This is a genomic window from Paenibacillus sinopodophylli (assembly GCF_005930355.1).
Taxonomy (GTDB): Bacteria; Bacillota; Bacilli; order Paenibacillales; family Paenibacillaceae; genus Pristimantibacillus; species Pristimantibacillus sinopodophylli.
This window is the reverse complement of record NZ_VDBO01000015.1, coordinates 90,671-103,144: the sequence shown is the minus strand read 5'-3', so window position 1 is coordinate 103,144 and position 12,474 is coordinate 90,671. Positions and strand designations below refer to the sequence as shown.

Sequence of the window (12,474 nt, the reverse complement as noted above, 5' to 3'; positions counted from 1 at the left end):
GAAAGCGTCACTTGCCGTAACCGCAAACGATGCGACGCGTGAATATGGCACGAGCAATCCGGTTTTCACAGGAACGGTCTTAGGCGGTTTATCGTCAGATGGGATAACAGCAACGTATGCTACGAGTGCCGATCAGGCTAGCGATGTAGGGAGCTATGCAATCGAAGCAACACTAGTTGATCCGAATAACAAGCTAGGAAATTATGAAGTAACGAAAACAGCAGGCAGTCTAAGCGTTACGAAAGCTTCACTTGCCGTAACCGCAGATGATGCGACTCGTAAATATGGAACGAGCAATCCGGTATTCACAGGAACGGTATTGGGCGGTTTGTCATCAGATGGGATAACAGCAACGTATGCTACGAGTGCCGATCATGCTAGCGATGTAGGGAGCTATGCAATCGAAGCAACACTAGTTGATCCGAATAACAAGCTAGGAAATTATGAAGTCACGAAAACAGCAGGTAGTCTAAGCGTTACGAAAGCTTCACTTGCCGTAACCGCAAACGATGCGACGCGTGAATATGGCATGAGCAATCCGGTTTTCACAGGAACAATAACTGGTGGTTTGTCATCAGATGGAATTACAGCATCGTACGCAACGAGTGCTGATCAGGCAAGCGATGTAGGGAACTATGCGATCGAAGCAGCACTGGTTGATCCGAATAACAAGCTAGGAAATTATGAAGTCACGAAAACCGCAGGCAGTCTAAGTGTTACGAAAGCGCCTCTGACAGTGACTCCTCACTCCATGTCGCGTTGGGTGAACAATGGGAATCCCTCCCTGACCGGTGTTGTAACAGGTGTACTGAACAACGATGACATATCCGTGAAGTATGTGACGCATGCAGAGCAAAGCAGCCCAGTGGGCAATTATACGATAGAGACTGAAATCATTGATCCTAATCAACGTTTAGGTAACTATGAAGTTACGAGCAATACTGCGATGCTCAACGTGTATGATGTTCCGAAATTAACTTATGCTACTAACGATACGGCTTCATCAGTTATTGGACCTCTCGGTCTTCCAGCAACCGATGATAAAGGCAGAAGCATTCAATGGGCTTCCTCGAATAATCAATTTGTAGATGGTGCGACAGGTTATGTGCAGCGCCCATCCTATACAGAGGGGAATAAGAGCGTAACACTTAAAGCGACGACCACAGCTGATGGTGCCACTTATGAAGCCATTTATCCGCTAATCATTATTGCAAACAGTAATACTAGTTCTGGAGCTGGAGCATCCTATTACATTGAGGCTATGACAGCTAATGGAAAGCAACGAGTTGAACTAAAACTTGATGATTTGAAAAAAGGATTTGTGACAATCCAATCAGATACTGAAGTCGCAGAGTTTGTTATAAGTCAAGCGACGTTAACGCAGTTAACGGCCATTTCACCTTCTATGAGACTGCAATTCATCACAGCAAGAGATGAAATTACTATACCCATTCAAGAAATGGCGATCGCAGGGAATAATCATGATCTAACCATTAAAATAGGCAGAGCTGATACGACAACAGAATTTGTTGAAGTTACGAAGAGTCTTGGTGCAAACGTTTGGGCAGGGCCAGTTGCGTTCAACGTTAATGGACTAGATGGTCAAGGTAGAAGCTATGAGCTCTCAGCTTTCACAGCCTATGTGGAAAGAAAGATTGAGCTTGATGGCCAAGAGTCCGATTTTGCTACAGTTGTATTGTGGGATGAAGAAAAGCAAGTGTTCACCTTTGTTCCCGCACAATTTGTGAAGGAGAATGGTAAAGTCACTGCAATTGTGAAGAGTAAGCGAAACGGCTACTTTTTCGTAATTGATCGTCAAGTTAGCTTTGTAGATTTGCAGAATCATTGGGCAAAGTCGGATGTAGAGTTACTTGCAGCTAAGCTCATTGTTCAAGGGCGTAATGAAATGAACTTTGATCCGAATGGTATGCTGACACGAGCAGAAACGGCTGCATTACTTGTTCGTGCAATAGGTATTCCGTTAAATAACACTGAATTAAGCTTTGCTGATGTGGATGGGAAATGGTATGAAGCAGATGTTATTGCAGCTGAGCAGGCGGGGTTAATCAATGGATATAGTGACGGGTCTTTCCGTCCGAACAACCGTGTGACACGTGAGGAATTGGCGGTTATGCTTACCCGAGCAATTACTTATGCTAACCCTTCCTTGCAGGCACCTGAAAGGGAATTAGCTTTAGCGGATGTAGAATCTATTTCATCTTGGGCAGAGGATTCTATTTATCAAGCGCTTAGTTTAGGTATCATTAAAGGCGATCAGCAAGGTAATTTCAAACCGCAAGCAGAAGCAACTCGAGCAGAAATGGTTACACTTCTCTCGCGTATGCTGAAACTATTAAATTTTATATAGGATAATCCACAACCGAAATAATCTGCATCCCACTTGTTAGATGGTGTTTAGTAAAGGGGGATGCTGTTTAAAAAGGTTGTGGATTTTTTATTGTTCGTAGTGAAAAGGGATCATTTGTTAAAGCTTCTGTATGATGAGAATTCACATACTGTTCGCCCATTTAAAGGTTGCAGTGAAACAGAAATCAAGGTACTTGAGCAAGAAATGGGAATCAAATTACCGTGGTCTTATCGGTAATACTTTCTTGCTGCTGGGCATGATTCAGGAAGATTGTTTCAAGGTACAAATATGAATTTTCTCTGTTAAAGGAACTTCAGTATGAGGCTAAGAAATTATTGCACGAGAATAATGATTCAATAATTTTGTCTGAGAGTTCTTTTATATTCTCTATGCATTAGGGATATGAAATTAGATTTTTTGAATTAAGCGCAGGTGATAATCCACCGATTTTAGAATGGTACGAGGGAAGTACTGAAGGAATAGTTATGCTCTTTGATACAATTGATGAGTTTCTTGCTGATTCCATTTATAAGCATGGAGTTATACATAGGCAGGATTGAACTAACCGGAAACGATACTTCAATGTTGAAATGGCTGCCTCGTGGCAGTCAGTCGTTCAATTAACGTACATGCGATTATCCTAGTGTAGGGGGCGGTTATGTTGATATCGTATACTAACAAGCATCAGGAGATTGTTGAAAAGGGGTAGATGCAATCGCTGAAATTTTAGAAAGTGATTTTGTATACGCCAATTATGATTCGTGCTCACTTTAATAGGACTGCGTGCTTGTATATAATCGGCCATTAATTGTACCATATCCATTGGGATGTCCTTAACGGCAGGTTTATTCTGGAACATCGTATAGTTACCGCCGCCAGCAGCACGATAGTTATTCATGACAACGTCGATAGCGCATGGTCTGCCAGTGGCTGACCGAGCTGCTCTAAGTAGGCCACTCGTTGACCAATCGGTCTTGAAATGTCTAATTGATAGTCAATGCCCTCCACATCTCATAATTGAAATGCTGCGGCTTGGGCTTTAGGAAGGATTCATTAACGGCTATGTTTCCATGTGCATTAACCTCGAAATACTCCGCTGTCTTCTCCAAAGCTTCGCGAATCTCTCGTCCTGAGATGCGTATGACCTTCAGCGTATTCGGATACACATCCTGATCTTGATTTACTATTCAATACGTCTAAGCAAAGTGTGCTGTATCTATGTCTTCACCATGACCAAGAACGGCGTTCCTAATAGAAGAATTTGTAAGATATACTTTAGGCTTTACTTTCAAAATCTTTTTTCCCAGTCATATCAATAGGGTAGGCAATGTATATGAAATTGGCCATTTCGAGAAGGGACATATACGCATTAACGGTAATACGTGAAATGCCCATATTGCTAGAAATCGTCGTCGCCTCGATTATATTTCCCGTTGTCATACAATAATAAATTTCTATAAATTTATAAATAAGAGTAGCGGAATGATAGCCATATGTAGAAAAGGAGTGCAGCGCTTATGAAGTCTAACACCTCTGATCGTATTAAAATATCGCCAGGGTTTTGGGAAGGGATACGTCAATTAGGAATTGCGGACCACGAAGTAGCCCGAATAGCACAATTGCCGCTCACCTTTATTACGGAGACGGTAGTTACTCAATCCCAATATCTTGCTATTTGGCAAGCCTACTCCGATCTTATCGGTGATACTGCCGAGGGAATCATCAAAATGGCGACTTTTTATGAAACAACGAAGTTCCCTCCGACCGTGTTAGCGACTTACCATGCCCGAGACTATCGCGACGCCCTGAACCGCATGGCTCGGTATAAACAGCTTTGCCCGCCTGAAAGCTTACAGATCACCGAGGATGGTGAGCACTGTTTGATCGAACTGGAATGGCTGAATAAGGACCAACCTGGTCCGCCACTACTTGTGGGTCTCACTCTGGCATTTCTTCTGGAGCTTGGACGCAGGGGCACAGGTTCACCTTTGAAGGCGCATTACGTCGAATTTTCGCAATCGATGGGCGATGTGCAGGCTCTTGAGTCTTACTTTGGATGCCCAATTCGAATGGATGCGAGTTGCAATCGGCTGACATTGCATCGGAGTGATCTGGATCGTCCCTTTGTCTCATATAACGAAGAGTTGCTAGAGATTCTGACGCCTATTCTTGACCAATCATTGAATGAACAGAAGCAAAGCCGCTCCTATGCCGAGATGGTCAAGTGGATTATGAAACGCAGCCTTACAGGAGGTCGATTGGACATTCAGACGGTAGCGAAGGAGCTCAGTATGAGCGACCGTACCTTGCAACGTAGACTTACTGACGAAAACACGAGCTTCAAGCAGCTGTTAACACATGCTAGACATGAGCAGGCACGAGCGTATTTAGCTGACCCTTCTCTCGATATTAAAGAAGTGGCTTTCTTGATTGGCTATCAAGACCAGAACTCTTTCTACCGCGCCTTTCGCCTCTGGGAAGGGGATACACCCGCGAATTGGCGTACAGAGCATGCGATACAAACCCGTTAACATTTGGATGGCTAAGCAATCCGGCAAATCGTTGATCCAATTATTCATTTCTCATCTTCCTAGCGGACTAGCACATATTTTGCAAATTGGCGTGTCTAACAAGAACGTTGGCGCGCGAAGCTAGTTACTGTACAACCCATACTCTGTAATATAAGTACTACCCCGCAACAAGAGAAGGAGAAATGGATATGGATATGGGACTAAATAACAAAACAGCTTTAGTTACAGGATCTACAAAAGGAATTGGGAAAGCAATAGCCATTGAGCTTGCCAAATCCGGCGTTAATGTCCTCATTAATGGGCGTAATCATGAAGCCGTAGAACATATAGTTAATGAAATCAAAACAAGTTTCCCGAATACTTTCCCGCAAAATGCTGCTGCCGATATTGTCGATATTGGGCAAAGAGAAGCATTATTTGAAAAATACCCCGAAATCGATATTTTAGTAAATAGTATGGGGATCTATGAAATCATGAAATATGAGGATGTTAGCGACGAGGTATGGGAAACCTATTTCCGTACCAATGTTCTTGCTGCGAACGGACTTTCTAAATTTTATTTGCCCAAAATGTTGAAAAATGATTATGGCCGCATTATCTTTATTGCGAGTGAGGAAGCTGTTATGCCTTCTGGACAAATGCCCCAGTATTGTATGACCAAGTCCATGCTATTATCATTGTCCAAAAGCTTATCTAAATTAACAGCAGGAAAGGAAGTTACAGTTAATACGATCTTGCCGGGACCAACACTTTCTGAGAATGTACATCAAATTATTGATCGTATTTATTCGGATGAAGCGATGACTTTCGCGGACAAAGAGAAGCAATTTATGAAAACGAACCTGCCGCAATCTGAATTACAGCGATTTATCAGACCTATCGAAATAGGCAGACTTGCTACATTTGTATGCAGTCCATATGCATCCGCCTTTAAAGGCTCCCCAATTCGGATGGATGGTGGAATGGTGCCGACTATTTTTTAACCTTTTTATCAAAATGGGACTGGGAATTATGGGAATGTCTCCGGGTATGTATGGTGAAACAAATGATGAACAGTCGATTAAGACTATACATCGTGCGCTGGAATTAGGAGTTACAATGATCGATACTGCCGATGTTTATGGGAATGGGCATAACGAGGAGCTTCTTGGGAAAGCGCTCAAAGGGCGTCGAGATCAAGCCATTATTGCGACTAAGTTTTCCTACACACCTAATTATGAAAACATTAGCGGTCATCCAGACTATGTCAAACAAGCAGTGGAAGAGAGTTTGCGTCGATTAAATATGGAGCATATTGATCTCTATTACCAGCATCGTGTAGATCCCAATGTTCCGATCGAGGAGACGATTGGGGCGATGTCTGATTTAGTTAAGGCGGGGAAAGTACGCTATCTTGGCCTGTCAGAAGCATCTGCTTCCACTATTCGTCGTGCACATGCGATCCACCCAATTTCGGCATTAGAAAGCGAGTATTCACTTTGGAGTCGGGATATTGAAGATGAGATTCTCCCTGTTGTAAGAGAACTGGGCATTACTCATGTAGCTTACAGTCCGTTAAGCAGAGGCTTTATTACTGGCGAGCTTCGAGTGTTTGAAGATTTGGATGCGAATGATCTTCGTAGATATATGCCAAGGTTCCGAGGCGAGAATTTTAATAAGAATGTAGAAATCGCAGATAAAATCAAGGAAATCGCTATTGAAAAAATTGTACACCTTCACAATTGGCTCTAGCATGGACCATGGCTAATCACGCACTTCCTATTCCGGGAACCAAACGAATCAATTATTTGGAGGAAAATACAGCTTCCGTGGATGTTGAACTAACCCCTCAGGATTTGGTTCGCATTGAAGAGGTTAGCCCTAAGCATGCTGTACATGGTACGCGATATATGAAAGAACAGATGGCGCTGCTTGACGGGGGTTCTGGGAACGATGATGGGGATTATTGATCATCGCATAATCTTACATTCTGCATATTTCCGTTGGGCAATTTTCACAGTGGCAAATATTGCGCAGATAGGCAGCATTTTTAATGACGATATAACCATTTTGCAATTCGAGTACTTCTTCTTTACGCATATCACTTATCATCCGATTTATGTTCTCGCGTGTCGAGCCGATCATATCAGCTAGTTCCGAATTGTTGACTTTATAGTCGATCAGCACATGCTCATGCTTGCCACTTAGAATACCGTAGGAATTGCTCAATCTGATCAGTAGCGAGCAAAACGCGCCTTGTTTGCCGTACATCATCAAATCACGAAATTTGCTTTCTGTTATTCGATGAACGAGACCCATCCATTTCATAAATTCGATCGCTAAATCGCCGTGCTGCCAGATTAGTACTTCAAGATCTTTTCGCAAAATAATACCTATTTCGCAATCTTCGGTGACCTCGGCGCTAAAGGCTTGTACGGAATCTTGAAAAGGATCAATTTGACCGAATAAATCGCCAGCTTGATGCAAATACAAGACAAAGCTTTTACCCAGCTCCGACATCTTCGTGATGCGGACTCTGCCCTTGATGACATAATATAATTTGTCTGCGGTGTCGCCTTGCCAGAATAAATGCTCGCCTTTTCTGGCTTGCTTGGGATACATGATGCTCTTTAATTTATCGAAATTCGCTTGAGAGAACAACGTCATAATGCCTTTGTTATGAACCGGATCTGTTGTAGTAGGTGCTGTTTGCTCTGCTTTTACCAGAAAATGAAGGGTCATGCGGACCAACTCCTCGACGTTTCTTGTTACTTTAAGGATAACGGAGTCAGCTGTTTTTGTTTATCGGGAGTTCTACTGATCTTTTGAGATTTCTTTAGAAAGTGTGATGAAAATCACAGCTATATCCCTTACTGTTCTGAGTGCTCAGCAAGGGAAAACCCTGACTTGATTATCGGGGTTTTCCCTGATTTACAGGTGAGAGCGGATGAATGAACGTCGTTTTACCGGCCCCGTTCGGACCTAGTAATCCGATAATTTCAACTTGGGCAATGTCAAGACCAATATAATCAAGCACGACCTGTGTGCCGTAACAGTTTACTCGACCCTGCATTGAAGCAATCATCATTTTTGTTCATCCTTTTTTAAAAAAGATTACTACGAGTATGACCATTGATAAGATCGGATAGTAGTTATATTTTTCATTAAATGAGGTATAAATTAGCCGCGCTGCTGATTAGGGCTACTATATACGAATAGGTCATCTCTATTCGTATATTAAAATTTTTCTTTACTGATCGTTCTAGTAATGATATAGTAAATGCAAGTTGGAGCTGATATTTTTTGATCAAAATAGAACGATCGTTCTAGAATTTCGCGCATATGTACACTAATATGAATGTTTGAAGGAGAGAATACGATGAAGTACACCGTTATCACAGGAGCAAGTTCAGGTATTGGATATGAGACAGCATTGGCGTTTGCAGCACGCGGCAAAAATGTGATTTTGGTAGCCAGAAGATTGGATAAATTAGAAGAGCTTAAATCTACGATTAAAAACAACCATCCTACGGTAGAGGTTGTGGTTCGTACAAGCGACCTATCGGTTACTGATCAGGCTTATACGCTGTACAACGAATTGAAGGAATATCAAATTGAGACATGGATCAATAATGCAGGGCTTGGTGAAGGCTCCTTTATTGCCGATCAGAAACTAGACAAAGTAGAAACGATGTTACGTGTGAACATAGAATCCTTGACCATTCTTTCTACACTATATGTACGGGATTATGCGGATGTAGATGGTACTCAGTTGATTAACGTATCCTCAGCACTTGGATATGTCATTGCTGTTGGCAGTGTTGCCTATTCTGCATCGAAATATTATGTAAGTGCGTTCACAGAAGGGCTTGCAAAAGAACTCGAACTGAAAGGTGCGAAATTAAAGGCGAAAATTTTGGCACCAGCCATAACAGAAACGGAATTTGTGAAAAAATCATTAGATGCTGAAGATTTTGATTACAAAGCGAACATGCCTAAGTATCACACTGCCAAGCAAATGGCGGGCTTCATGCTGGATCTTTATGCGAGCGACGAAGTGGTAGGAATTGTAGACCAGAACTATGATTTCAATTTGCGGGGTCAAATATATCCGATCTTTGAAGCGCTATAAAATAGGTTTGATTCAGTTATAGGGTGAAGAATGGCGTACAACTCAAAATTGTACGCCATAAATTTATCTGTACGAATCGCATTCACAGGGGATGCTACCCCAAAAAATAAGTAAAGAGAGAGGATGTAACATGAGAGCGGCGCAAATACACAGCTATTCAAAAGAAATTCAACTGAAATTGAACGAAGTGAAAATACCTGATCTGAATCGTGATGAGGTTCTCATTAAAGTTAAAGCAGCGGGTGTAAATCCATTAGATATACTAATTTCAAAGGGCAGTATTCGAATGATTTCTGATTATAAATTCCCGCTTACTTTAGGAAATGAACTTTCCGGGGTCATTGAAGCCGTAGGGAAATCGGTTGTGAATTTCCATGTGGGAGACCGCGTTTATACGCGATTACCGATTAATCAAATTGGAGCGTTTGCGGAATATGCTGCCGTGAAGGAAGAGGCTATCGCTCTTATTCCTGAACATTTATCGTTCGTGGAAGCGGCAGCAGTACCCCTCACTGCTTTGACGGCCTATCAAGCATTGAATGACATGCTTCATGCTCAGCCAAATAAAAAGCTGTTTATTCCTGGAGGGACCGGCGGGTTCGGCGCAATGGCAATTCCAATCGCCAAATCCATGGGTTTATATGTGATTACAAGCGGCAGTGAAAGAGGGAGATCACGTACCATTTCAATTGGCGCAGACCGCTTTATCAATTATAAAGAAGAGAACTATGCTGACGTTCTATCCGACATCGATTATGTAATCGACACCTTGGGAGCCAAAGAGATCAAAGCTGAAATGGGTATTCTTAAACCTTATGGGAAATTAGTGTCCTTGAAAGCAGCGCCTAATTATCGTTTTGCGGTTGATCACCATTTTCCATTATGGAAAAAATGGTTGTTTGGCCTAGTGGGATCCCGCATTGATTCTTTGGCACGCAAGCATCACATTGAATATCAATTTATATTTGTCCAAGCTAATGGCAGTCAATTGCAAAAAATGACTACGCTAATTGAAAAAGAAAAAATGATGCCGTCTATTGATGCCATTTATAAATTTAATGATATTAACAAAGCATTACTTAAAGTGGCTACAGGCCATTCGCAAGGTAAAGTCATTATTACTTTCTAATGAGCATGATCGAATGTAATATTCAATTGGTAAATAAAAAAATGAGTATATTTATATGTAGTGAATGAGACAGTTGGCATATAGCTCACCTGTCTCTTTTTTATACGGATTAACGTGAATTGCGAAAGTAAATAGGATGGCATCAGCCGTTTACGCTAGACTTTGAAAATCTGCCGCCAAGAAGCACGAGCAGCGCTGGCAGCAGCATGCCGCGAATGAGCAGCGTATCCATGAGAATACCAAGCGCCATGGCGAGTCCGAATAGGTATAGCTCTTGCATGGGCTGCGTAATAAGTACGGCGAAGGTGGCGGCTAGAATGAAGCCGGCTGAAGATATAACACCGCCCGTCAGACTCACGCCGCGTCGTACTGCTTCTGTCCATTCGTAGCTAGCCGCTTCTTCGCGAATACGGGAGATTAACATAATGTTGTAATCTACACCTAGCGCCACGAGAAAAACAAATGTATAAACGGGCATTCGGTAGCTGATTGCTTCAAGTCCGAGCAATTGCTGGCTGATCAGCCAAGTCAAACCAAGCGCAGCGCCATAAGAAACGAGCATCGTACCGAGCATAAGCACTCCCATGAGGACTGAACGGCTTTGAAGCCAAAGCATTACCCCGAGAAGCAGAGGTATGAGCAGCAGCAGTACGAGTGTATCCCGCTCGTTCATATGACGCACATCCACCTGTTTGCTCGTTTGTCCGGCAATGTGCAAGGCGTATTCGTCTGCAAGCCCACTCTCTGTCAGTAATCGGCCAGCTTCCTGTCTAAGCTCAGTGACCTTGTCCAGCGCCTCTTCCTCATAAGGATTTTCTTCAAGCACCAGCTCCAGCTTGTACGAGCCGTTTAAGCTGTCAGCGGAGGCGGGTACAGCAGGCTCCGCTATTCTTCCGCCCGTCTGTTGCTCGATAGCTTCTTTAAGCTTGAGCAGTTTTTTGGCTAGCTGTGAATCGTCACTGATCTGCTTGTCACTGGGTGCGAGCAGAAGGGTTACAGGCGCAAGCTGCCCAGCGGGGTATCGCTCAGCAAGCACCTCAAAGCCTTCGCGTGAGGATAGATCCTCAGGGAATGACTTCATTAGATTAAAGGAATAGGTTAATCCGGCGATTGGCGAGGCAGCTGCGAGCAATGCGACTAGCAGCACAGAAGCGACAAGAGCAGGACGCTTCACAACGAGCGCTGAGATGCTGCTCCAGAAGCGGGATTGCTTCGGCTCCGAAATCGCAGCATTCAAGCGGGATGGCCAGAATGCCCTTCGGCCAAGCAGTGCGAATACGGGCGGGATAAGCGTTAGCCCCGCTAGCAGGATAACAACCATCGCGGCAGCGAAGACCGGCGCAAAATGATGATACGGCTCGAACGTTGCCGCCAAGAGCGCCAGCATAGCGGCTAGCACTGTTCCGCCGCTGAATACAATCGGTTCGGCCATTCTCTCCATCGCTTTTTGCATGGCGTTATGTTTGGAAGCTCCGGAAGCGAGCTCCTCTCTGTAACGCGAGAATATGAATAGACAGTAATCGGTCAGCACTGCGAATAGCAGAATCATCATGATAGACAGTGCCTGTTTGTCGACGACGAACCAACCGTTTTGTCCTGCGAGTCCAAGCAGCCGATCGACAACCGCATATACCGCACCTGCAAGCATAAGCGGTACAAGCGCCAGCAGCGGTGAGCGGTAGATCACAAGCAGAATCATCAGAATGAGCAAGACCGTAGCGAGCATAAGCACAATATCGGCGTTGCGGAACAACGAAATCGTATCCGCTGCAATGCCTGCTGGGCCTGTGATATCCAGAGCGAGTGTCCCCATAGGAATCTCGGACATCTGATCACGAAGCTGCTGAAGGGTAGAATAATTTTGATTCGAGTCGATGCCGCTATGAAGAGTGACAGGAAGAAGGAGTGTCGTTCGATCCGTCGACATTAGCTTCTCCCGTGCCTCAACCGGCAGCAAATGATAGGGCAAGCTGCTCGCTACAAGCGCAGGCTTCTCCTCGGAAGCAAGCCACTCGCTGTATTGCACAAGCCCTGTAAGCTCAGTAGCAGTCACCTTGGCGACGCTGTGGAACACAAGCAGCGCTTTCTGCCCTTGTTCAGCTGGCGCGTATTGCAGCAGCAGCGCCTCCGCCTGTGCGGAAGGAGCAGTCTGAAACACGCTTCCCTCGCTGCTGCTTATGGCGTACTCCTTCGCTCCTGGAGCTAATGCGGTAAGTAGAATAATGATGGATAACCAGCAAATTAATGATATTTTGGCCCCTCTGGGACTGGTTATTACTCCGGAAAATGTATGCAGCCATCGATTCATATATAGTCAGCCTCCTGTTCTGTATTA

At 43.9% G+C, this 12,474-nt stretch carries 9 protein-coding genes and 1 pseudogene; 6 read left to right on the top strand and 4 right to left on the bottom strand.

What is annotated here, in order from left to right; all coding sequences use genetic code 11:
- On the top strand, window positions 1–2,368 hold a 2,368-nt coding region (locus tag FGT79_RS31390), incomplete at its 5' end, for an MBG domain-containing protein (protein WP_171056473.1).
- Between the two features lie 983 nt (window positions 2,369–3,351).
- On the opposite strand, the gene FGT79_RS27185 is transcribed toward FGT79_RS31390, so the two are convergent.
- On the bottom strand, window positions 3,352–3,534 hold the full coding sequence (locus tag FGT79_RS27185) for a hypothetical protein (RefSeq protein ID WP_138755984.1): 183 nt from the start codon (window positions 3,532–3,534) through the stop codon (window positions 3,352–3,354).
- A 351-nt stretch (window positions 3,535–3,885) separates the two neighbouring features.
- Here FGT79_RS27185 and FGT79_RS27180 point away from each other — a divergent pair, with 351 nt between their 5' ends.
- The 3 genes and pseudogenes from FGT79_RS27180 (at window position 3,886) to FGT79_RS27170 (ending at window position 6,848) form a co-directional block, all read left to right on the top strand.
- Window positions 3,886–4,899, top strand: coding sequence for an AraC family transcriptional regulator (locus tag FGT79_RS27180; protein WP_138755983.1), 1,014 nt, complete (start codon window positions 3,886–3,888; stop codon window positions 4,897–4,899).
- 188 nt (window positions 4,900–5,087) lie between these two features.
- Window positions 5,088–5,882, top strand: a complete 795-nt coding sequence (locus FGT79_RS27175; protein WP_138755982.1) for an SDR family NAD(P)-dependent oxidoreductase — start codon at window positions 5,088–5,090, stop codon at window positions 5,880–5,882.
- Window positions 5,854–6,848, top strand: a pseudogene (locus FGT79_RS27170) (aldo/keto reductase). The gene FGT79_RS27175 and the pseudogene FGT79_RS27170 overlap by 29 nt, the downstream one beginning before the upstream one ends.
- Before the next feature lie 13 nt (window positions 6,849–6,861).
- On the opposite strand, the gene FGT79_RS27165 reads toward FGT79_RS27170, so the two are convergent.
- Together FGT79_RS27165 and FGT79_RS27160 are read right to left on the bottom strand one after the other, a co-directional pair.
- A complete protein-coding gene (locus tag FGT79_RS27165) occupies window positions 6,862–7,620 on the bottom strand; it encodes a Crp/Fnr family transcriptional regulator (protein WP_138755981.1) in 759 nt (252 codons plus the stop codon).
- A 169-nt stretch (window positions 7,621–7,789) separates the two neighbouring features.
- Complete coding sequence (locus FGT79_RS27160; protein ID WP_138755980.1) at window positions 7,790–7,966, bottom strand: ATP-binding cassette domain-containing protein; 177 nt, start codon at window positions 7,964–7,966, stop codon at window positions 7,790–7,792.
- 291 nt (window positions 7,967–8,257) lie between these two features.
- Between FGT79_RS27160 and FGT79_RS27155 the strand changes: the two genes are divergently transcribed.
- Window positions 8,258–9,010 carry an SDR family NAD(P)-dependent oxidoreductase gene (locus FGT79_RS27155; RefSeq protein WP_138755979.1) on the top strand — a complete coding sequence of 251 codons (753 nt, stop codon included), beginning with the start codon at window positions 8,258–8,260 and terminating at the stop codon, window positions 9,008–9,010.
- A 130-nt stretch (window positions 9,011–9,140) separates the two neighbouring features.
- The gene (locus FGT79_RS27150) at window positions 9,141–10,139 is read left to right on the top strand and encodes an NADP-dependent oxidoreductase (RefSeq protein ID WP_138755978.1); all 999 of its coding nucleotides are present in this window, start codon (window positions 9,141–9,143) and stop codon (window positions 10,137–10,139) included.
- Between the two features lie 142 nt (window positions 10,140–10,281).
- Here FGT79_RS27150 and FGT79_RS27145 read toward each other — a convergent pair whose 3' ends face one another.
- Window positions 10,282–12,447 (bottom strand): MMPL family transporter, encoded by a 2,166-nt coding sequence (locus FGT79_RS27145; RefSeq protein ID WP_138755977.1) that lies wholly within the window; start codon window positions 12,445–12,447, stop codon window positions 10,282–10,284.
- Between the last annotated feature and the right edge of the window lie 27 nt (window positions 12,448–12,474).